19 protein-coding genes and 1 tRNA gene are annotated in these 19,984 nt (G+C 61.7%); 11 read left to right on the top strand and 9 right to left on the bottom strand.

The window, feature by feature from the left end; all coding sequences use genetic code 11:
* Positions 1-15 precede the first annotated feature (15 nt).
* Complete coding sequence (locus ACQ4MM_RS19520) at positions 16-651, top strand: RBBP9/YdeN family alpha/beta hydrolase (protein WP_431478903.1); 636 nt, start codon at positions 16-18, stop codon at positions 649-651.
* On the top strand, positions 578-1,216 hold the full coding sequence (locus ACQ4MM_RS19525) for a peroxiredoxin (protein WP_431478904.1): 639 nt from the start codon (positions 578-580) through the stop codon (positions 1,214-1,216). The genes ACQ4MM_RS19520 and ACQ4MM_RS19525 overlap by 74 nt, the downstream gene beginning before the upstream one ends.
* 70 nt (positions 1,217-1,286) lie before the next feature.
* On the opposite strand, the gene ACQ4MM_RS19530 is transcribed toward ACQ4MM_RS19525, so the two are convergent.
* Positions 1,287-1,613 (bottom strand): hypothetical protein, encoded by a 327-nt coding sequence (locus ACQ4MM_RS19530; protein ID WP_431478905.1) that lies wholly within the window; start codon positions 1,611-1,613, stop codon positions 1,287-1,289.
* A gap of 202 nt (positions 1,614-1,815) precedes the next feature.
* On the opposite strand from ACQ4MM_RS19530, the gene ACQ4MM_RS19535 reads away from it, so the two are divergent.
* From ACQ4MM_RS19535 to ACQ4MM_RS19560, 6 genes are all read left to right on the top strand, one after another.
* A complete protein-coding gene (locus tag ACQ4MM_RS19535; RefSeq protein WP_431478906.1) occupies positions 1,816-4,227 on the top strand; it encodes a TonB-dependent receptor plug domain-containing protein in 2,412 nt (803 codons plus the stop codon).
* Between the two features lie 120 nt (positions 4,228-4,347).
* Positions 4,348-5,121, top strand: coding sequence for a sulfite exporter TauE/SafE family protein (locus tag ACQ4MM_RS19540; protein ID WP_431478907.1), 774 nt, complete (start codon positions 4,348-4,350; stop codon positions 5,119-5,121).
* Positions 5,122-5,310: 189 nt separating this feature from the next.
* Entirely contained in the window at positions 5,311-6,117 is an 807-nt protein-coding gene (gene cysT, locus ACQ4MM_RS19545) for a sulfate ABC transporter permease subunit CysT (protein ID WP_431479056.1), read from the top strand.
* The gene (gene cysW, locus ACQ4MM_RS19550; protein ID WP_431478908.1) at positions 6,114-6,998 is read left to right on the top strand and encodes a sulfate ABC transporter permease subunit CysW; all 885 of its coding nucleotides are present in this window, start codon (positions 6,114-6,116) and stop codon (positions 6,996-6,998) included. The genes cysT and cysW overlap by 4 nt, the downstream gene beginning before the upstream one ends.
* 1 nt (position 6,999) lies before the next feature.
* The gene (locus tag ACQ4MM_RS19555; RefSeq protein WP_431478909.1) at positions 7,000-8,064 is read left to right on the top strand and encodes a sulfate/molybdate ABC transporter ATP-binding protein; all 1,065 of its coding nucleotides are present in this window, start codon (positions 7,000-7,002) and stop codon (positions 8,062-8,064) included.
* Positions 8,061-8,993, top strand: a complete 933-nt coding sequence (locus ACQ4MM_RS19560; RefSeq protein ID WP_431478910.1) for a CysB family HTH-type transcriptional regulator — start codon at positions 8,061-8,063, stop codon at positions 8,991-8,993. Before ACQ4MM_RS19555 ends, ACQ4MM_RS19560 begins: the two co-directional genes overlap by 4 nt.
* Here ACQ4MM_RS19560 and ACQ4MM_RS19565 read toward each other — a convergent pair.
* From ACQ4MM_RS19565 to ACQ4MM_RS19580, 4 genes are all read right to left on the bottom strand, one after another.
* Positions 8,990-10,624: a methyl-accepting chemotaxis protein gene (locus ACQ4MM_RS19565; protein ID WP_431478911.1), complete on the bottom strand. Its 1,635-nt coding sequence runs from the start codon at positions 10,622-10,624 to the stop codon at positions 8,990-8,992. The two genes, ACQ4MM_RS19560 and ACQ4MM_RS19565, sit on opposite strands and share 4 nt — an antisense overlap.
* 141 nt (positions 10,625-10,765) lie before the next feature.
* A complete protein-coding gene (locus tag ACQ4MM_RS19570) occupies positions 10,766-12,202 on the bottom strand; it encodes a Tar ligand binding domain-containing protein (RefSeq protein WP_431478912.1) in 1,437 nt (478 codons plus the stop codon).
* A 164-nt stretch (positions 12,203-12,366) separates the two neighbouring features.
* Complete coding sequence (locus ACQ4MM_RS19575; protein ID WP_431478913.1) at positions 12,367-13,413, bottom strand: aldo/keto reductase; 1,047 nt, start codon at positions 13,411-13,413, stop codon at positions 12,367-12,369.
* A gap of 2 nt (positions 13,414-13,415) precedes the next feature.
* Complete coding sequence (locus ACQ4MM_RS19580) at positions 13,416-14,456, bottom strand: quinone-dependent dihydroorotate dehydrogenase (RefSeq protein ID WP_431478914.1); 1,041 nt, start codon at positions 14,454-14,456, stop codon at positions 13,416-13,418.
* A 60-nt stretch (positions 14,457-14,516) separates the two neighbouring features.
* Between ACQ4MM_RS19580 and ACQ4MM_RS19585 the strand changes: the two genes are divergently transcribed.
* A complete protein-coding gene (locus ACQ4MM_RS19585; RefSeq protein ID WP_431478915.1) occupies positions 14,517-15,830 on the top strand; it encodes an amidohydrolase in 1,314 nt (437 codons plus the stop codon).
* Here ACQ4MM_RS19585 and ACQ4MM_RS19590 read toward each other — a convergent pair.
* Genes ACQ4MM_RS19590 through ACQ4MM_RS19600 form a run of 3 tightly spaced genes read right to left on the bottom strand, consistent with a single transcriptional unit; the run spans position 15,796 to position 17,857 of the window.
* Entirely contained in the window at positions 15,796-16,548 is a 753-nt protein-coding gene (locus ACQ4MM_RS19590) for an arginyltransferase (protein ID WP_431478916.1), read from the bottom strand. The genes ACQ4MM_RS19585 and ACQ4MM_RS19590 overlap by 35 nt on opposite strands.
* A 26-nt stretch (positions 16,549-16,574) precedes the next feature.
* Positions 16,575-17,282 (bottom strand): leucyl/phenylalanyl-tRNA--protein transferase, encoded by a 708-nt coding sequence (gene aat / locus ACQ4MM_RS19595; protein WP_431478917.1) that lies wholly within the window; start codon positions 17,280-17,282, stop codon positions 16,575-16,577.
* A complete protein-coding gene (locus ACQ4MM_RS19600; protein WP_431478918.1) occupies positions 17,279-17,857 on the bottom strand; it encodes an NUDIX hydrolase in 579 nt (192 codons plus the stop codon). The genes aat and ACQ4MM_RS19600 overlap by 4 nt, the downstream gene beginning before the upstream one ends.
* A 124-nt stretch (positions 17,858-17,981) precedes the next feature.
* Between ACQ4MM_RS19600 and ACQ4MM_RS19605 the strand changes: the two genes are divergently transcribed.
* Positions 17,982-18,058 (top strand) — tRNA-Met (locus ACQ4MM_RS19605).
* A gap of 55 nt (positions 18,059-18,113) precedes the next feature.
* On the opposite strand, the gene ACQ4MM_RS19610 is transcribed toward ACQ4MM_RS19605, so the two are convergent.
* On the bottom strand, positions 18,114-19,127 hold the full coding sequence (locus tag ACQ4MM_RS19610; protein ID WP_431478919.1) for a MerR family transcriptional regulator: 1,014 nt from the start codon (positions 19,125-19,127) through the stop codon (positions 18,114-18,116).
* Positions 19,128-19,243: 116 nt separating this feature from the next.
* On the opposite strand from ACQ4MM_RS19610, the gene ACQ4MM_RS19615 reads away from it, so the two are divergent.
* Positions 19,244-19,984, top strand: a complete 741-nt coding sequence (locus ACQ4MM_RS19615; protein WP_431478920.1) for a hypothetical protein — start codon at positions 19,244-19,246, stop codon at positions 19,982-19,984.

Raw genomic sequence — 19,984 nt, forward strand, 5'->3', positions numbered from 1 at the left:
GCAACGGAGGGCCGCATGGCGATCCAACAACTGAACCAATTCCGCGTCCTGGTCGCACCAGGCCTGCATAACAGCGGGCCCGATCACTGGCAGTCCCGCTGGCAGCGCCTGTACCCGCGTTTCGAGCGGGTAGAGCAGAAACGCTGGAGCGATCCGGTCCTGCTGCGCTGGGCCGACCGCCTGGATGAAGTACTGGACCAGGACCGCCGTCCGACCCTCATCGTTGCACACAGTTTCGGCTGCCTCACCACAGCATTAAGCCTGTCACGTTCAACCTCCCCCCACGTGGCGGGGGTAATGCTGGTGGGGCCTGCCGATCCCGATAAGTTCCAGGTCAGTTCCTTGCTGCCGCACGGCGAACTGCCTTGCCCATCGATCATGGTGGCCAGCACCAACGACCCATGGATGACGGCGAAAAGCGCCGAAACCTGGGCGCAGCGCTGGGGCAGTGACTTCGTCAACGCGGGCGCGCTGGGACATATCAACGCTGAATCGGGATTGGGCGACTGGCGCTTCGGCCAGCGCCTGCTGCAAGTCCTGGCGCAGCGCGCATCGAATTTAACTTTGGAGAAGAAGAATGAGTTTACGCCTTGGCGACACCGCACCGGACTTCGAACAGGATTCCAGCATTGGCAGCATCAAGTTTCATGAGTGGGCCGGCGAATCCTGGGTAGTGCTGTTCTCGCACCCGGCCGACTTCACGCCGGTCTGCACCACGGAACTGGGCCTGACCGCCAAGCTGAAACCGGAATTCGACAAGCGCAACGTCAAGGCAATCGCGCTGTCGGTCGACCCGGCCGACAAGCACAAGGAATGGATCAAGGATATCGAAGAGACCCAGCAGACCGTGGTGGGTTTCCCGATCATCGCCGACGCCGACCGCAAAGTGGCCGAGCTGTACGACATGATCCACCCCAACCAGTCGGCCACCGCGACCGTGCGCTCGCTGTTCGTGATCGACCCGGCCAAGAAGCTGCGCCTGCAAATCACCTATCCGCTTAGCACAGGCCGCAACTTCGACGAAGTGCTGCGCGTGATCGATGCCTTGCAACTGACGGACAAGTACACCGTCGCCACCCCCGGCAACTGGAAAGATGGCGATGACGTGATCATCCCGCTCACCGTGCAGGATCCGGAGGTGATCAAACAGAAGTACCCGGCAGGCTTCAAGGCCCCGCGTCCTTACCTGCGCATCACGCCGCAACCGAACAAGTAACGGTTCTAGGAACGGCGCGCGCGCCTATGCTGGCCAGGAAGGGGAGAAGATCACCAGGTCCCTGGAATGGCTAGTGCAGATGTTCTTGCAGGCGCCCTTCGGGGCGCTTTTTTTCTTTCAGCATTTCGCGCAGCGCGGCGATCTCGTTGCGCGCGGCGACGATGCACTGCGGATTGTTCTTGCCGCCGGGTGGGGCGAATTCGACAGCCGCCAGGATGGCCACCTGGATCGTCGACAGCTTGTCGAAGGCAGCTAGCGGTAGTCCCGCATTTTCGAAGTCTGCCATCAGGTGCTTGGCGGTGCAGTAGACAGTGGCTTTTTCGAACTTGGTATAGGCCTGCAAGGCCATTTCGGTCAGGTCGCACAAACGGTCGGTCAGCAACAGAGCATCAGTCATCACACTTCCTCCCATGAATCGCTTGCAGACAATGTAGCACTTGGTTGAATACAAGCCAATAGCCTTGGGTCTGTTCCATTCATGCAACGTTGGCAGGAGATTCACTTGTCATAAATGAATTATTTCTTTGTGAGTTCAATTGTGCGAGGTTAGTATTTTTTTGCGGCACCAAATAAAAATCGTTAAAGAGATCGGAATACCTATGAAACGCACCCTTATCGCCAGTGCTGTTTTGCTGGCCACCTCGCAAGCTTACGCGCAAACCGCCGCGCAACCCGCCGCAGAAGAACAGCAGACCGTGGTCGTGCTGGGCTCACGCGCCACTGCCAAGACCGCGCTGGATACCGCGGCACCGGTGGGCCTGATCAACGCCAAGGATTTGCAGACGGCCGGCCCGCTGGAACTGGGCAAGCTGCTGCAAACCCTGGACCCGTCGTTCAACTTCTCCACCACCTTCATCAGCGACGGTACCGATATCATCCGCCCGGCGACACTGCGCTCGCTCGGCCCCGACCAATTGCTGGTGCTGGTGAACGGCAAGCGCCGCCACCAACAGGCGCTGGTCAACGTGCAGCAAACCATCGGCCGCGGTTCGGCCGGTACCGACATCAATGCGATTCCGCTGTCGGCTATCCACCACATCGAAGTGCTGCGCGATGGCGCGGCCGCCCAATACGGCTCGGACGCGATTGCCGGCGTGATCAACATCGTGCTGAAGTCGAATGTGAACGAGACCGCCATCAGCGGCCAGGTCGGCACCACCAAGGAAGGCGACGGCGACATGGTTTCCGCCAGCGTGAACCGCGGCTGGTCGCTGGGCGAAGATGGCGGCTACATCAACCTGTCGTTGGAAGGCCGCAAGCGCGATGAAACCAACCGCGCCGGCCCTGACTCGTTGCGTGTCGATCCGCCGCGCGTGACCCAGCGCATCGGCGACAGCGATGCCAAGGATGCCTACCTGTGGTGGAACGCGGCCCTGCCGGTCGATAAAGTGGGTGAGTTTTACAGCTTCGGTGGCGTGTCCAAGCGCAGGGGTGATTCGTCCGGCTTCTTCCGCTCCAAAGGCGATGGCCGCAATGTGCCGGCCGTGTATCCGGAAGGCTTCCTGCCGAATATCCGCACTACCGTGAAAGACGCATCGTTCGCCTTTGGCTACCGCCGCGACCTGCCGAATGACTGGAAGGCCGACATCAGCATCAACCACGGCCGCAGCGAGCTCGATTTCCACGAGAAGCAGACCATCAACGTCTCCTACTGGTATGAGCCGAAACCAGGCGGAGGCATCTATGCCGAGTCGCCGTTCGAAGCCGATACCGGCAAGCTTAAATTTGACCAGACGACCTTTAACGCCGACGTGAAGGGCCCGGTCAAATTCGGCAGCGAAGAAGTGTTCGTGGCCACCGGCTTCGAATACCGCCGTGACAACTACCAGATCGTCGCTGGCGATCCGGTGTCCTACCAATACGGCCGCACCAACAACCCGGCCATTCCGATCATCAACCAGACCGGCGGCGTAGCGGCATCCGGTACCCAGGGCTTCCCTGGCTACACCCCGGCCACTGCGGTGGACGAAGGCCGTCACAATATCGCCCTGTTCCTGGATACCGAATACCATCCGGTCAAGGACCTGCTGCTGGCTGCTGCCGTGCGTTACGAGAAGTACTCCGACTTCGGCAACACCACTACCGGCAAGCTCAGCGCACGCTGGGACCCGACCAAGGAATTCGGCCTGCGCGGCAGCGTGTCGTCCGGCTTCCGCGCGCCGGGCGTGCAGCAGAAGTTCTACAGCTCGGTTTCGACCAACCTGAACCAGGCTGGCCAGCTGACCGAAACCCTGACCGCGCGTGAGGGCAGTGCCGTGACCACCGCGCTGGGCATCAAGCCGCTGAAAGAAGAAACCTCGCGCAACGCTTCGATCGGCATGGTGCTGCGTCCAGCGAAGAATATGTCGCTGACCGCTGACCTGTACCAGATCAAGATCAAGGACCGTATCGTGTTCTCGAGCGAGATCTCGCCGGAAGCAGGCGGCGGCCCGATCGCCGACGTGCTGAACCCGCTGAAGGTAGGCCAGGCCCAGTTCTTCACCAACGCCGTCGATACCAAAACCAAGGGCCTGGACATCGTTGCCGACCACACCACCAAGTTCACCTCATCGACCCTGGTGCTGTCCGGCCAGTTGGGCTTCAACAAGACCGAAGTCACCAAGCGCCACTCGCCATCCAGCCTGCTGACTGGCGAACAGCTGTTCAACCAGGCACAGGTGACCCTGATCGAACGCGGCCAGCCACGCAAGCACCACGTTGTTGCGGCTGACTACACCATCGGCCAGTGGAACGTGAATGCCCGCGCCAACTACTACGGCGAAGTGCAGGGCGAAGGCTTCAGCCCGCTGCAGACCTGGGATGCAAAATGGATCGTGGATTCGAGCATTCGTTACAGCTTTAGCAAGAAAACCACCGTGGCCTTTGGCGTCAACAACCTGTTCGATACCTACCCGTCCGAGTGGACCAATGGCGGCGATTTCCCGAAACTGGGCTTCAAGTATTGCTGGGAAACCTGCCCATTCGGCGTGAACGGCCGTTCCATGTACCTGAAGTTCGATACCGCGTTTTAAGTAGTTACTCCCCCTTTGAAAGCGCCCATCCGGGCGCTTTTTTTCATAAGCAAATAAGGAATTCGTTGTTTGGATTTCATGCTCAACTGGATACCCTAGCGGATCTTGGAAGGATTTCGCATGGATTTGTCGTTCATCGTTTCTGGTTTTGTCGTAGGCGCGCTGGTTGGCCTGACCGGCGTGGGCGGCGGTTCGCTCATGACGCCCATCCTGACGCTGGTGTTCGGCGTTTCGCCCTCGGTAGCCGTGGGCACCGACCTGGCATTTGCCTCCGTGACCAAGACTGCCGGCACATTCACCCATCGCCTGCGCGGCACCGTACGCTGGGACATCGTGCGCCTGCTTTGCTATGGCGCCTTGCCGGCGGCTCTGGTAGCGACCTTGGGCCTGAAGTATTTCGGCGCCCTGGACAAGCAAATCGGCCATCTGATCCGCATCTGCATCGCCGGTTCCGTCATGCTGACCGTGGTGGCCATCCTGTTCCGCGGCAAAATGCTGGCATGGATGCTGGCCCACCCTGAGCGCCAGCTGCAGGGCAGGGCGCTGGAAACCACTACCGTCGTTGCCGGCGCCGTGCTCGGCACACTGGTGACCATTTCCTCCATCGGGGCCGGCGCGGTGGGCGCTACGCTGTTGGTGCTGATGTATCCCCGCCTTACGCCCGCCGAAGTGGCCGGCACCGATATCGCTTATGCCGTGCCCTTGACGGCGATTGCCGCTGCGGGGCATTGGTGGCTGGGTTCCATCGATTGGTCGCTCCTGTTGACCTTGCTGGTGGGTTCGGTGCCCGGCATTACCATCGGCTCCTGGTTTGCGCGTTCCATGCCGGAGCGCTTCCTGCGCGGGGTATTGGCTACGGTGCTGGTTTCCGTGGCTGCCAAACTGGTCGCATGACTGCCGTTTTACCATCTAAGCAAATGAAAAAAGGGTAGTTTGGTTTATAACGCGTGAATGCGAACATGCGCTCCTATTAGTCGAAAATGTAATAAGGGAGCAAGCATGTCTGCAGTTGCTGCATCAGTGCCCACCCCGGCGACAGCGCCGGGAGGAGAGGTCAAGGCCCGCAAAGCGCCATACCGCGTGATGCCCGGCTTTAACCTGTCGCTTGGTTTCACCATCCTGTACCTGACCCTGATCGTCCTGATCCCGCTGTCGGCGATTTTTCTCAAGACCTTTACCATGACCTGGGAAGGCTTCTGGAGCGCCGTCACCTCGGAGCGCGTGATCGCCTCCTACAAGCTGACCTTCGGCGCCTCCTTCATCGGCGCCGTATTCAACGTCTTCTTCGGCGGCATCGTGGCCTGGGTGCTGGTGCGTTACAAATTCCCGGGCAAGCGCATCGTCGACGCGCTGGTCGACCTGCCGTTCGCACTGCCGACCGCCGTCGCCGGCATCACCCTGACCGCCCTGTATTCCTCCAACGGCTGGTTCGGCCGCTTTATTGAAGGCGTGCTTGGCATCAAGGTCGCCTTCACCCCGCTGGGCGTGGTGGTGGCGCTGACCTTCATCGGGCTGCCTTTTGTGGTGCGTACCGTGCAGCCGGTGCTGGAAGACGCCGAGCGTGAACTGGAAGAAGCCGCCGCCAGCCTCGGCGCCTCTGCCTTCCAGACCTTCCGCCGCGTGGTATTCCCGACCATCTTGCCATCGCTGCTGACCGGTTTTGCGCTGGCCTTTGCGCGCGCCACCGGCGAATTCGGTTCGGTGATTTTCATCGCCGGCAATATGCCGCTGGTCTCCGAAATTACGCCGCTGTTCATCATCACCAAGCTGGAACAATACGACTATGCCGGCGCCACCGCCATCGCGGTGGTCATGCTGGTGTCTTCGTTTCTGATGCTGCTGGCAATTAACCTGCTGCAGGCCTGGTCGCGTGGGAGGAATGCGAAATGAGCGGTTCTGCGACTCCAATCCGCCGCGGCGAACTGCCGCAGCGCCATGAAGGGCTGGAACCGCGCTGGGTGCGCTATGTCCTGATCACGGTGGCACTGACCTTCCTGACCTTGTTCCTGTTCGTGCCGCTGGTGGCCGTGTTCACCGAAGCGCTGAAGAAGGGTTGGGACGTGTATGCCAACGCCATCGTGGAAGAGGATTCGATTGCCGCCATCAAGCTCACGCTGCTGACCGCTGCCGTCGCGGTGCCGTTCAACCTGGTGTTTGGCGTGGCTGCCTCCTGGGCCATCACCAAGTTCGAGTTCCGCGGCAAGAGCCTGTTGCTGACGCTGATCGATCTGCCGTTCTCGGTGTCGCCGGTGATCTCGGGCCTGATCTACGTGCTGCTGTTCGGTGCCCAGGGCTGGTTCGGCCCGTGGCTGGCGGAGCACGACATCAAGATCCTGTTTGCCGTGCCGGGCATTGTGCTGGCCACCGTGTTCATTACCTTCCCGTTCGTGGCGCGTGAACTGATTCCGCTGATGCAGTCGCAAGGCAGCGAGGAAGAGGAAGCGGCCGTGGTGCTGGGCGCGAACGGCTGGCAAACCTTCTTCCGCGTGACGCTGCCGAACATCAAATGGGGCCTGCTGTATGGCGTGATCCTGTGTAACGCCCGCGCCATGGGCGAGTTCGGCGCGGTGTCGGTGGTGTCCGGCCATATCCGCGGCGAGACCAACACCATGCCGTTGCAGGTCGAAATCCTCTACAACGAATACAACTTTGCCGCCGCCTTTGCCGTGGCCTCGCTGCTGGCCTTGCTGGCGCTGGTGACCCTGGCAGTGAAAACCTTTATCGAATGGCGCCTGCACGAAAACTACGGCGACGACGCCAAGGAGCATTGAGATGACGATCGCAGTCAAGAACATCAACAAGCGTTTCGGCGACTTCGTCGCCCTGGACAATGTATCGCTCGACTTCCCGCAAGGCGAGCTGACCGCGCTGCTGGGCCCATCGGGCTGCGGCAAGACCACGCTGCTGCGCTGCATCGCCGGCCTGGAACACCCTGATTCGGGCCAGGTGCTGCTGGATGGCCAGGATGCCTCCGATCGCCACGTGCGCGAACGCCAGGTCGGCTTCGTGTTCCAGCACTACGCGCTGTTCAAGCATATGACCGTGTTCGAGAACGTGGCCTTCGGCCTGCGCGTCAAGCCGCGCAAGGAGCGCCCGTCGGAAGACCAGATCCGCCGCAAGGTGAAGGAACTGCTGGAACTGGTGCAGCTGGACTGGCTGGCCGACCGCTACCCGCCGCAGCTGTCCGGCGGCCAACGCCAGCGTATCGCCCTGGCGCGCGCGCTGGCCGTTGAACCGCGCGTGCTGCTGCTGGACGAACCGTTCGGCGCGCTGGACGCCAAGGTGCGCAAGGAACTGCGCCGCTGGCTGCGCCGCCTGCACGACGAACTGCACGTGACCTCTATCTTCGTGACCCATGACCAGGAAGAAGCACTGGAAGTGGCCGATCGCGTGGTGCTGATGAACAAAGGCCACGTCGAGCAACTCGGTTCGCCGGACGAGGTGTACAACCATCCTGCCTCGCCGTTCGTGTACGGCTTCCTCGGCAACGTCAACGTGTTCCACGGCCGCGTGCATGAAGGCGTGCTGGCCAGCGACGGCGTTGAATTCGATGTGGCAGGCCATGGCAGCGGCAAGGGCACGGCCTATATCCGCCCGCACGATCTGGAAGTCGAGCGCTACGTACAGGGAGCGGAAGGCATCGTGGTCAAGCTGCGCCGCGCGCACGCGATCGGTCCGTTGGCCCAGCTCGACCTGGAACGCACCGACAACGCCCAGATCATCGAGGCCACGATTTCCAACGAACGCTATATCCAACTTAACCTGCAAGACGGCGAAACGCTGGTGGTGCGTCCCAAGCGCCTGCGCGTCTTCGTCGATGAAGGGGCACACGCATGAACTTCCAACAACTGCGCTCCGTGCGCGAAGCCGCGCGCCGCAACTACAACCTGACCGAAGTGGCGAATGCGCTGTTTACCTCGCAGCCGGGTGTGAGCCGCCAGATCCGCGAACTGGAAGACGAACTGGGCGTCATCATTTTCGAGCGCAACGGCAAACGCCTGACCGGCCTGACCGAGCCTGGCAAGGGCATCCTGAAGATCGTCGACCGCTTGCTGGTGGAAGCGGAAAACCTGCAGCAGGCCAGCCTGGAGTTCACCGGCCAGAAAAGCGGCACGCTGACCATCGCGGCGACTCACACCCAGGCGCGCTATGCGCTGCCGAAGGCGGTTTCGCATTTCCGCAATGAGTTCCCGGATGTGCGCATCGCCTTGCAGCAAAGCGCCCCTGACCATATCGCGGAATGGGTCCTGTCGGGCAAGGCCGATATCGGCATCGCCACCGAAGGCCTGTCGCAATTCCCCGACCTGGTGTCGTTCCCGTGCTACCGCTGGAGCCACCTGGTGGTGGTGCCGGATGGTCACCCGTTGCTGACGCGTTCCCCGATCCGCCTGGAAGACCTGGCCGAATACCCGCTGATCACTTACGACGTCGGCTTTACCGGCCGTGGCCACATCGACGCCGCCTTCGACAAGGCCGGCGTGCGCCCCGACATCGTGCTGACCGCAATGGATTCGGACGTCATCAAGCAGTACGTGACACTGGGCCTGGGCGTTGGCCTGGTGGCGTCGATGGCCTTCGACCATGGCCGCGACAAGGGCTTGCGCGCCATCGAAGCCTCGCACCTGTTCGCAGCAAATACAACAAGACTGGCATTGCGCAGAGGAGCGTACCTGCGCTCGTACGCCTACGAGTTCATTGCGCAGTTTGCTCCTGACTTGACGCGAGCCGAAGTCGAGCAGGCCTTGCAGGGCGGGGAAGCTGCCTAAGCAAGCTTAAAATTCTTGCCACCCGTCGCGGCGCTTGACGCGCTGCGCGGCTTGAGCCGGGTAACGGTGGCCTGAAGCGCCTCTTCCGGCGCCGAAAGACGGAACACGCTGACAGCTTGCGACAGCGACGCCGCCTGCTCCTGCAGGGCGCCTGCCGCGGCCGCTGCCTGCTCCACCAGCGCCGCGTTCTGCTGCGTCACGTTATCCATCTGTACCACGGCTTCATTGATCTGTTCAATGCCCGAACTCTGTTCGCCGCTGGCTGCGGAGATTTCGGCGATGATATCCGTCACTTGCTGGACGCTGTTGACGACATCGCGCATGGTGCTCCCGGCTTGGTCGACCAGGCGGCTGCCTTCTTCCACTTGCGCTACCGAGCTGTCGATCAACTGCTTGATCTCCTTGGCCGCACCGGCGGCGCGCTGCGCAAGGTTGCGTACTTCCGAAGCGACGACGGCGAAGCCTCGGCCCTGTTCGCCGGCGCGCGCCGCTTCCACTGCGGCGTTCAGCGCCAGGATATTGGTCTGGAACGCAATGCCGTCGATCACCGCAATGATTTCCACGATCTTGTAAGCGGATTCATTGATGGCGCTCATCTTGTCGACCACCTGCGTTACCACATCGCCGCCGCGCCGTGCCACTGCCGACGCGTTGCCGGCCAACTGGTTGGCCTGTTTGGCATTGTCGGCATTCTGGCGTACGGTCGACGTCAGTTCTTCCATCGACGACGCGGTCTCCTCCAGCGAGCTGGCTTGCTGCTCGGTGCGCGAAGACAAATCCAGGTTGCCGCTCGCGATCTCGGAGGACGCCGTGGCAATGGAGTCGGTTGCGTGGCGCACATCGCCGACGATGCCTGCCAGGCTGTTATTCATCTCGCGCAGGGCGGACAGCAGCTTCCCGGTTTCGTCCTGCGAGCCGGACTCGATCTGCTGCGTCAAGTCGCCCGCCGCAACGCCTTGCGCAATGCGGACGGCGCGATTGAGCGGCACGGTAATGCTGCGCACCAGCCACCAGCCTATGCCCGCTGCCAACGCCAGGCCGCCAGCCAGCAATCCTGCAACGATCAGGCGGAAGCTGGCATAACTCGATTGCGAGGCCTGGTATTCCTGCTTGCCGACATCCATTTGAAGCTGGATCAACTCGTTCATGATTTCGCGCACAGCCAGATAGCGTTCATTCATGCGGCCGTGCAGCAGTTCCTTCATTTTTTCCACGTTGGCGGAGCGGGCGGCATCCAGCGCCGGATTCAAGCCTTCGTCCAGGAAAGCTGCGCGCGCAGCAACGAAGCGCTCGACCAGGACTTTTTCTTCCGGCGTCAGCTTGGTCATGGCGTACTCCTGCCATACCTTGCTTACTTTGGACCGCGCTTCCTCCACCGCCTTGACGGCTTCCGGGAGCTTGGCGGGATCGTCACTGACAGCCTTGGCGATCGTGAGCTGGTTACGGTTGATGGTGCGGATTACTTCCTGCAGTTGGCCCAATGCGACGAGACGGTCTTCGTACACCGTCTGCAGCGAAGCATTGGAGTTGGACAGGCTGGTGATGCCGGCCGCACCGATGATCGTCATGGTGACGCAAAGGATTGCCAGGACCGCTACCAGGCGGGTTTTGATTGTCAGGTTGTTCAGCATGCACGGCTCCAGCCCGCGCAAGCGCGGGCAAATTTCGGGATTTGGGAGTTGATCGTGCCGCGTGGGCGGGGCGGCGGGATTTCAGGGCTGGAGGGCCGCCACGCGGCACCCTGGACCACGATGCTAACAATAAGGTTCCCGCTAAGCAAGTGAGATTTGGTGAGTATGTGGCGTATTTAGCGATTGCGCCGAGTGGTGCTTGGGCGCTGTCGTTTTCGCATTCAGCCGGAAAACGCTGACTGCTTTGGACAGTTCAGCCGCTTGCTGCTGCATCAGGGCCGCTGCTGCCGCTGCCTGCCCGGCCATCGCGGTATTCTGCTGCGTTGCCGAATCGATCCGGATCACCTCCGCGTTGACCTGGTCGATGCCGACGCACTGTTCGTGGCTGGCCGCCGTGATCTCGTTGATGACTTGGCTGACGCGGTGAACCGCCTGAACGACTTCGTTCATCGTGGCATGCGCTGCTTCCGCAGAGGCGTTCAAGTCCTGCAGGTGGGTTTGCGAAAGCGTGCCGTTCCGCGACCAATCGGTAACGGCACCGATCTTCTCGATCAACTGGAATACCGCTGCCCCGCCACGCGTCGCCACGTGCGATGCTCCTTGCGCGAACTGGTTGGCCTGCCACGCATTCCCTGCATTGCGCCGCACTGTGGCGGCCAGCTCCTCCATCGATGCGGAGATTTCCTCCAGCGAAGCGGCTTGCACTTCGGTGCGCTCGGACAGGACCATGCTGCCCCTGGCGATGCGCGACGATACGCCGGTGACGGTATCGGCTGCATGCAATACATTGCCGACCATAGCCGCCAGGCTGGAATTCATGTCCTTCAATGCAGCAAGCAGTTTGCCCGTTTCGTCATTGCTGCGGACATCGATGCGCAGCGACAGGTCGCCTTTCGCCACCGCTTGCGCAATTCCTAGCGCATGGTTCATCGGTAGCGTGACGCCGCGTACCAGCCACCAGCCGCTGCCCGCGGCCAGCATGACGCCGATTGCCAGCAGCACAAGCACAAGCGCATGCAGCCTGGCGTAGCTTTTTTCCGAGAGCCCGTACTGTGCCTTGGCGTGATCGAGCTGATAAGCAATGAGTTTGTCCATTTCTAGCCGAATGCGGGGAAACATCTGCGCCACAGGGCCGTGCACCAGTGCGCGCATGGCATCGGCATCGCCGGCCTTGCCTGCAACGAGCGCCGGTGCCAGCGCATCGAGCATGAAATGCTTGCGCGCCGCGTCGAAGCGTTCGGCCATTTCCTTTTCTTCATCGGTAATGAATGACACGCTGTATTCCTGCCACAGCTTGCTGGCCAAGTCGCGATCACGTTCGATCTGTTCGATCGCCACCGGCAATGTGGCGGGATCGGAATTCGCGGCCTGGTAAATGGCGAGCTGATTTCGCAGCAGGATGCGCATCATGTGGTCAAGATGACCTAGCGACAGGAGGCGTTCTTCGTAGACGGTGCGCAGCGCAGAGTGGGTTTTGCCGAGGCTGGCGAGGCCGGTGCCGCCAACCGCCAGCAAGAGAAGGGCAAGCATGGTCAGGACCGCAATCAGCCGCATCCTGATGGTCAGGTTTTTGCACATGTCGGATTCATATCAAGGGGATTAACCAGGCCGCGGGGAGGGGGCGGCAAAGAATCAGGAAAGACATGGCCCGCTGGAGCGGGCAACCTGAGTGGGAAATAGTATCAACAACATTCCCGCACGGCAATTGGATTGATGGTCAGGCACGCGCCTGACCTTGCCGGTTACTGGCCGGGGTTGGGCAGTTTGGCGTGGATTGCGTCGACCGCTGCCATGACTTCCGGCGACAGCCGCACGTCGAAGGCATCGATGTTTTCTGTGAGCTGCGCCAGAGTCGTGGCACCGATAATGGTGGAGGCGACGAACCAGCGCGAATAGCACCACGCCAGCGCAAGCTGGGTGGGCGTCATGCCGTTGTCGCGCGCAAGTTTGGCGTACTGCGCCACCGCCTCCAGCACCCCAGGGCGCAGGTAGCGCGGGCTCCAGGTCGGCGGGAAGATCGTCAGGCGGCCATGTGCCTTCGGATCGTCGTGGTACTTGGCCGTGAGCTGACCGAATGCCAGCGGGCTATATGCCATCAGGCTTACCTGCTCGCGGAAGCAGGTCTCGTCCAGGAAACTGGTTTCGAAGTGACGTGCCGTCAGGTTGTACAGGTTCTGGATGGTGGCGATGCGCGGCAAACCCTTCATCTCGGCTTGCTTGACGAATTCGGCCACGCCCCAGCTGCTTTCGTTCGATACGCCGATGTGGCGGATCTTGCCTTCCTTGATCAAGCCGCCCAGCACGGCCAGCGTTTCTTCGACGGCGATGCTGTGGCGTTCCTTTTCGGGATCGAACTGGCTGGCGCCGAAGATCGGCACATTGCGGCTTGGCCAGTGCAACTGATAAAGGTCGATGTAGTCGGTTTGCAGGCGCTGCAGGCTGGTTTCCACCGCAGCGCGGATATTGACCGCGTTGTGGTTGCTCTTGCCCTTGCGGATCCAGTGCATGTACGGATTGGGGCCGGCGACCTTGGTCGCCAGCACCACGTCGGCACGGCGGCCGGACTTTTTCAGCCAGCTGCCGATGAAGCGCTCGGTGTCACCCTGGGTCGCAGCGGACGGCATCACCGGATACAGCTCCGCCGTATCGATGAAATTGATGCCGCGTTCCAGCGCATAATCGAGCTGGGCGTGCGCATCCGCTTCGGTATTCTGCTGGCCGAAGGTCATCGTGCCGAGGCAGATTTTGCTGACCTTCAGGTCGCTGCGGCCGAGGGTGATTTTCTGCATGCTCAGCCCCGCAGCGCGTCGGCGCAATCGCGCACCAGCGCCGGGCCGGCGTAAATCAGGCCGGAGTAGAGCTGCACCAGCTGCGCGCCGGCTTCGATCTTGGCCTTGGCGTCCTTGCCCTGCATGATGCCGCCGACGCCGATGATCGGCAGCGCGTCGCCCAGTTCCGCTTTCAGCAGGCGGATCACATTGTTGGACAGCTCAAACACCGGTGCACCGGACAGGCCGCCCGCTTCCGCGCCATGCTGCATGCCTTCGACCGCGCTGCGGCTCAGGGTGGTGTTGGTGGCGATCACGCCGTCGATCTTGTGGCGCAGCAGGGCGTCGGCGATGTTCTTCACCTGGTCGCCATCCATGTCCGGTGCGATCTTCAGGGTCATCGGCACGTAGCGCTTGTGCTGGTCGGCCAGGCGCAGTTGCGCTTCCTTCAATTGCGACAGCAGTCCATCGACTTCCGATGCACCCTGGAGCTGGCGCAGGTTCTTGGTGTTCGGAGAGGAGATGTTGACGGTCACATAGCTGGCGTATGGATAGACCTTGTCCAGGCAGTGCAGGTAATCGTCGACCGCGCGTTCGATCGGCGTGTCGGCGTTCTTGCCGATGTTCAGGCCCAGCACGCCCTCGCGGTTCTGGTAGAAGCGCGACGACTGCACATTGGCCACGAAGGCTTCGACGCCGCCATTGTTGAAGCCCATGCGGTTGATGATGCCGTGCGCCGCAGGAAGGCGGAACATGCGCGGTTTCGGGTTGCCCGCCTGGGCGCGTGGAGTCACGGTGCCCACTTCGATGGAGCCGAAGCCCAGGTCCGCCAGCGCATCGATGAAGGCGCCATCCTTGTCCAAGCCAGCGGCCAGGCCGACCGGATTGCGGAAGGTCAAGCCCATGACGGTGCGCGGGTCGTCTTTCGGGCGGCGCACCATGGCGCGCGTCAGGCCCAATGCGGACAGGCGCTTCAATGCAGGCAGGGTGAAATGGTGGGCGGATTCCGCGTCCATCGAGAACAGGATAGGGCGGGCGAGGGAGTACAGGAATTTATCGGACATGGTGGGCAGCTTTGGTGTATTTTTGTAGCATTTTACACCGCGCCCCCTGGAGGACCTTCCGTGATCAAGCCTGGACTCGCCTTGCTGGCCTGCCTTTCGCTACCTGCCTTTGCCGCCGAAAACCAGCTCTCCGCCGCCATCGCGCGCGATTACAAAGCCAGCCTGGAGCCCTTGTTCAACCACTTGCACGCCAATCCGGAGCTGTCTTATATGGAGGTGCAGACGGCGGCGCGCATGGCGAAGGAGCTGCGGGCTGCAGGCTTTGAGGTGACGGAAGGCGTCGGCAAGACCGGCCTGGTGGCGATTATGCGCAACGGCAAAGGCCCGACCGTGATGGTGCGCGCCGACATGGACGCGCTGCCGGTGGAAGAAAAGTCGGATGCGCCGAACGCCTCCAAGGTCAAGGTCAAGGATTTAAGCGGCAACCTGGTGCCGGTCATGCACGCCTGCGGCCACGACGTCCACATGACCAGCCTGGTCGGCACCGCGCACCAGATGGTAGCTCACAAGGGCGAATGGAAGGGCACCCTGATGCTGGTCGGCCAGCCAGCCGAGGAACGCACCGGCGGCGCGCTCGACATGCTGGCCGACGGCATTTACAAACGTTTCGGCAAGCCTGACTATGCGCTGTCCCTGCACGTGGGCGCCGATATCGAAGCTGGCAAGATCGAGGCCAGCGAAGCGCCATTTTCCGGCGCCGACCTGATGGAGATCGTGGTGCACGGGGTTGGCACGCACGGCGCCAGTCCGCATACAGGCAAGGACCCGGTGGTCATCGCATCGCAGATCGTGCTGGCGCTGCAAACCGTCGTCACGCGCGATATCGCGCCGCGCGAAGCGGCCTTGATTACCGTTGGCTCCTTCCATGCCGGCACCAAAGGCAATGTGATCAGCGACACGGCACGCCTGGAGCTGACGGTGCGCTCGGAAAGCGACGAAACGCGCGCCAAGCTGCTGGAGGGTATCAAGCGCGTGGCCGAAAACACCGCACGCGCTGCGGGCATACCGGAAGACAAGCTGCCGGAGATTCGCCACACCGACCGTCCGGTGCCGCCAACACTGAACGACAAGGCCATGCTGCAGCGCCTGCGCACCGTCTGGTCCAACAAACTGGGTGACGGGATTTTCGACAAGGGCTACCAGCGCGGCAGCATGGTGGGCGAGGATTATGCCCATTTCATCTATGGCCAGGGTATTCCGAGCGTGTATTTCATGGTAGGCGGCACGCCGCCTGCGCAGGTAGAAGCAGCGCGTGCCGGCAAAGCCGCGATCGCCTACAACCATAGCCCGCTATTCCGCGCCGATGCGGAGCAGTCGATCCGGACCGGCGTGCTGGCCACTACGGTTGCGCTGCTGGACCTGATGAAGAAGTGAGGGGGCCCCATACGCCCTTGATGCGCGCCTGCAGTGGCTGGAACTTGATCTTGTAGTTCATCTTCGGGCTGTCTTCGATCCAGTAGCCCAGGTAGACGAATTCCAGTCCCAGTTCGTGCGCCTGGGCGATTTGCCACATCACGTTATAGGTGCCGAAGGAAGCACCCTGCAGGTCGGGATCGAAGAAGGTGTAGACCGACGACAGGCCATCGGACAGCACGTCGATGATGGACACCATGCGCAGCGTGCCATCCGGCTCGCGGAATTCCACCAGGCGCGTATTGACCCGGCTTTGCAGCAGGAACTGCGCATACTGGTCGCGCGAATCCTGGTCCATGCCGCCGCCCGCGTGGCGGGTGCTTTGGTAGCGCAGGTAAAGATCGTAATGTTCGTCCGAGAAGGACAGGCTGGCGACGCCGGCTTCCAGGTTGCCGTGGCGCGCCCATGCCCGGCGCTGGCCGCGTGTCGGCGTGAACCCGGCGGCCACGACGCGCACCGGGATGCAGGCCTGGCATCCATCGCAATATGGACGATAAGTAAAGATGCCGCTGCGGCGGAAGCCGTTCTTCACCAGTTCCGAATACACGTCGGCATTGATCAGGTGCGACGGCGTCGCCACCTGCGAGCGGGCCTGTCGTGCATCAAGATAGCTGCACGGATAAGGTGCCGTTGTATAAAACTGCAACGTTGCGAAGGGAAGGTCGTTAAGCTGCGTCATGAGTCATATCATAACGCGTCCGCGGCTTAAAACGGTGCGATAGGGCACCAATCGCGTATCTGAGGCATCACGATAGAATTCTGCAAGTGGGCGATGAAGTCCTTGCGCGGTATAGGGCGCGCACCTAGTGAAGCCAGGTGGCCGGTCTCCTGCTGGCAATCGATCAGCTGCACGCCATGCTGTCGTAAAAAATGCACGAGATAGGCCAGCGCCACCTTGGAACCATCGGTGACGCGCGCAAACATCGACTCGCCATAGAACATGGTGCCGATCGACACGCCGTAGGCGCCGCCCACCAGCTCGCCGTCCAGCCATAGCTCGGAGGAGTGGGCAAAGCCCTGATCGTGCAGTCCGCTGTAGCCGGCGATGATGTCCTCCGATATCCAGGTGCCGGGACCGTCGCGCCGCGGTGCGGCGCAGGCGCGCATCACCTGTTCAAAGGCGCTGTCGAAGCGCACTTCCCAGCGCTCGCCGTCGCGCGCAATCTTCTTCAGTGTTTTACGCAGGCTGTCGGAAATCTTGAAGTCGGCGGTGCGCAGCACCATGCGCGGATCGGTGCTCCACCACAGGATCGGCTGGCCCTCCGAAAACCACGGGAAGATGCCGCGCTGATAAGCGGCCAGCAGGCGCTGGGGCGATAAGTCAGCGCCGGCAGCCAGCAGGCCCGGCGCGTCCGTGGTCAGGGCTTCGGAGACGTCGGGAAAGGGCGTGTTGACGTCAAGCCAGGGAATCATGTGTCGGACGGTTGGCGCATTGGCTGGGTAATGTCCTGCGTGTGGAAGCCATAGCTGCCGCCTTCGCGCAGTTTGGCGCGGTCGGCGAAGAAGTACTCCAGCGTGGTGCGGATGGTCGGGAAGGCCAGGTCATCCCAAGGGATTTCCGCTTCCGTGAACATTTGGACGTCCAGGCTCTCTTCGCCCGGTGCAAAGTCGAGGTCGCGCAGGGTGGCCAGGTAAAACATATGCACCTGGTGCACGCGCGGCACGTTGAGCAGGGTATACAGCTTGCCAAGGTCGATATTGGCGCCGGCTTCCTCCTCGGTTTCGCGCTGGGCCGCTTCGGCCGTGGTTTCATTGTTTTCCATGAAACCGGCCGGCAGGGTCCAGAACCCGCGGCGCGGCTCGATCGCGCGCTTGCAGAGCAAAACCTGCAATTCACCGTCGCGCTCCCATACTGGGACCGTGCCGATCACCATCTTGGGATTTTGATAATGGATTGCGGAACAGTTGACGCAAACATAACGCGGCCGGTTGTCACCGGCCGGCACCATCAACTCCACAGGGTGGGCGCATTCTGAGCAAAATTTCATGGGGTTTACTTTACACCGAACGGCCCATTGCCGGGCTGCGGTGAAATATATTCGAGCTATCGTCAGAAGGAGTGGGATAAATATTGCCTAAATCGGCGCGCTGCCCTATAATACTCGCATCAGACGCGGGGTGGAGCAGTCTGGCAGCTCGTCGGGCTCATAACCCGAAGGTCACAGGTTCAAATCCTGTCCCCGCAACCAGAATTCAGAAGAAACCGTCATCAGCAGCTAGCGATGACGGTTTTTTTTCGCCTGTCTAGCCCGCAGCGTGTGCCTGGCGCAGGAAATTCAGCACATCATCGCTCATCATGCGGCCGGCATTCAGGGCCGGCTCATTTTCCAGCGCTTGGCGGAAGCGCTCCCGCACATCCGGCGCATTGCCGACCATATCGGTGAACAATTCATACCAGCGTTGGGCCAGGACGCGTGCTGCCGGCGCCAATGGCGAGGGATTGGCGGCCATTTGCTGGCGGATTTCGGTGATCAGGGCCGGCCACTCGTGGGCTCGGGTGCGGAAGTGCCTGTGCATGGCCTGCATTTCTTCCGGCCGCATGTATTTGGCATAAATCGCCAGCTTGCCTTGGCCGCTGGCCGCCGCAATGTAGTTGCGCATCTCGAGCGTCACGCCGCTTTGCTTGCGGTACGCGTCCTCGCGCGACCACATATTGTCGAGCCGCTGCATCATGTCGAGACTGTGGCCGGCCTGGCGGCTGAAGGTTGCCATCCATTTCTCAGCCAGCTCCTGCACCGATGGATCTGACGGCGGCACGCCTGCCGCCATTTTCTGCCCCACCGCCTCGATCAGTGTTGTCCATTCTTCGGGCGCAGCCGGATCGTTGTAGATCGGCAGTTGTGCCAGTTCTTCCTTGGTAAAGTATTTGTCGTACACGGTCATTTGCTCCAGTGTGGTTAGCCAGGTAGCCAATTCCGGTTCCTCGCCTGCCAGCAGTTGTCCGCGCAGGGCCGTGAGCTGCTCGCGCAGCTTGGCGGCTTCGGCGATTTGCCGATCGAGCGAGTCGATCTGGCGGGCAATCAGGTCGGGCAGGGAAGTGCCGGGCTTGGCCAGGAATTGACCGATATCGGCCAGCGCCATGCCGAAACGGCGCAGCGCCTGCACCTGGTGCAGGCGTGCCACGTCGTCGCGGTTATACAGGCGGTAGCCGGCATCGGAACGTCCCGAAGGCTTGAGCAAGCCGATGCTGTCGTAATGGTGCAGGGTGCGCACAGTCAGGCCTGAACGGCGCGCCAATTCACCTACTTTCAACATCATGCCGAGCTCCTTCTTTTCGTTACGTTGGCTACATGCTGGAGCCTGACGTAAGGTGAGGGTCAAGCGCTGCGTGCAAAAACGTGATGGTAAGCGATCCATCCTTTAAGATGTTGGACATGCAACGCCTGCTTATACTTGTCGCCCTCTTGCTGCTGGTCCGCGCCGACAGCAGCCGCCTGCCGAATGCGCATCCGGCACTGGCCCTGCTGCCGCTGAAAATGGCCTGGGCCTGGGAACGGCCGGAAGATCTGCGCTGGCTGCCGGGCGACGCCGGGGTGGCGTTCGTGGCGTCCAGCATCATGCTGCAAGGCGAGGAAGCGCTGTTGCGCCCGCGCACGGCCCGCCTCCAGGTGGAACCCGAAACCGCACGCGTGCCGGTACTGCACGTCGACCTGTCATGGCGCGAGGCGCCGGCGTTGAACGAGGCGCAGATGCAGGCCATCGTGAAGGAGCTGCTGCGCATTGCACCGGGCGCCAACCGGCAGGTAGTGCAACTCGATTTTGAAGTGCGTCGCTCGCAACGCCCCTTCCTGGCGCGCACTGTCGCAGCCATCCGCCGCGTGTTGCCGCCCGAAACGGCGTTGTCGGTGACGGCGCTGGCCTCCTGGTGCCTGGACGATGCCTGGCTGGTTGAGGGCATGGCCGACGAAGTGGTACCGATGGCATTTCGCATGGGACAGCAACAGCACGAACTTCGCCAGCGCCTGCGCTGGCAAGGCTTCACCCAGCCCTATTGCCGCCAGGCTGCCGGCTACGCGACCGACGAACCGCGGCTGCGCCGCCTGGCGCCACGCAGCTACTACTTTTCCCCCAAGTCCTGGACGGCTGCGCAATGGCAGGCCCTCCATTCCCATTGA

This window comes from Massilia eburnea, from assembly GCF_050709955.1.
GTDB classification, from domain to species: domain Bacteria; phylum Pseudomonadota; class Gammaproteobacteria; order Burkholderiales; family Burkholderiaceae_D; genus Rugamonas; species Rugamonas eburnea_A.

Excerpts from the sequence above, each read along its gene's own strand:
- ACQ4MM_RS19530 (WP_431478905.1), bottom strand. The coding sequence starts at position 1,613 with ATGACTGATGCTCTGTTGCTGACCGACCGTTTGTGCGACCTGACCGAA.
- cysT (WP_431479056.1), top strand. The coding sequence starts at position 5,311 with ATGCCCGGCTTTAACCTGTCGCTTGGTTTCACCATCCTGTACCTGACC.
- ACQ4MM_RS19590 (WP_431478916.1), bottom strand. The coding sequence starts at position 16,548 with ATGACGCAGCTTAACGACCTTCCCTTCGCAACGTTGCAGTTTTATACA.
- ACQ4MM_RS19520 (WP_431478903.1), top strand. The coding sequence starts at position 16 with ATGGCGATCCAACAACTGAACCAATTCCGCGTCCTGGTCGCACCAGGC.
- ACQ4MM_RS19555 (WP_431478909.1), top strand. The coding sequence starts at position 7,000 with ATGACGATCGCAGTCAAGAACATCAACAAGCGTTTCGGCGACTTCGTC.
- ACQ4MM_RS19575 (WP_431478913.1), bottom strand. The coding sequence starts at position 13,413 with ATGCAGAAAATCACCCTCGGCCGCAGCGACCTGAAGGTCAGCAAAATC.
- ACQ4MM_RS19540 (WP_431478907.1), top strand. The coding sequence starts at position 4,348 with ATGGATTTGTCGTTCATCGTTTCTGGTTTTGTCGTAGGCGCGCTGGTT.
- ACQ4MM_RS19615 (WP_431478920.1), top strand. The coding sequence starts at position 19,244 with ATGCAACGCCTGCTTATACTTGTCGCCCTCTTGCTGCTGGTCCGCGCC.
- aat (WP_431478917.1), bottom strand. The coding sequence starts at position 17,282 with ATGATTCCCTGGCTTGACGTCAACACGCCCTTTCCCGACGTCTCCGAA.
- cysW (WP_431478908.1), top strand. The coding sequence starts at position 6,114 with ATGAGCGGTTCTGCGACTCCAATCCGCCGCGGCGAACTGCCGCAGCGC.
- ACQ4MM_RS19535 (WP_431478906.1), top strand. The coding sequence starts at position 1,816 with ATGAAACGCACCCTTATCGCCAGTGCTGTTTTGCTGGCCACCTCGCAA.
- ACQ4MM_RS19580 (WP_431478914.1), bottom strand. The coding sequence starts at position 14,456 with ATGTCCGATAAATTCCTGTACTCCCTCGCCCGCCCTATCCTGTTCTCG.
- ACQ4MM_RS19560 (WP_431478910.1), top strand. The coding sequence starts at position 8,061 with ATGAACTTCCAACAACTGCGCTCCGTGCGCGAAGCCGCGCGCCGCAAC.
- ACQ4MM_RS19565 (WP_431478911.1), bottom strand. The coding sequence starts at position 10,624 with ATGCTGAACAACCTGACAATCAAAACCCGCCTGGTAGCGGTCCTGGCA.
- ACQ4MM_RS19570 (WP_431478912.1), bottom strand. The coding sequence starts at position 12,202 with ATGTGCAAAAACCTGACCATCAGGATGCGGCTGATTGCGGTCCTGACC.
- ACQ4MM_RS19610 (WP_431478919.1), bottom strand. The coding sequence starts at position 19,127 with ATGATGTTGAAAGTAGGTGAATTGGCGCGCCGTTCAGGCCTGACTGTG.
- ACQ4MM_RS19600 (WP_431478918.1), bottom strand. The coding sequence starts at position 17,857 with ATGAAATTTTGCTCAGAATGCGCCCACCCTGTGGAGTTGATGGTGCCG.
- ACQ4MM_RS19525 (WP_431478904.1), top strand. The coding sequence starts at position 578 with ATGAGTTTACGCCTTGGCGACACCGCACCGGACTTCGAACAGGATTCC.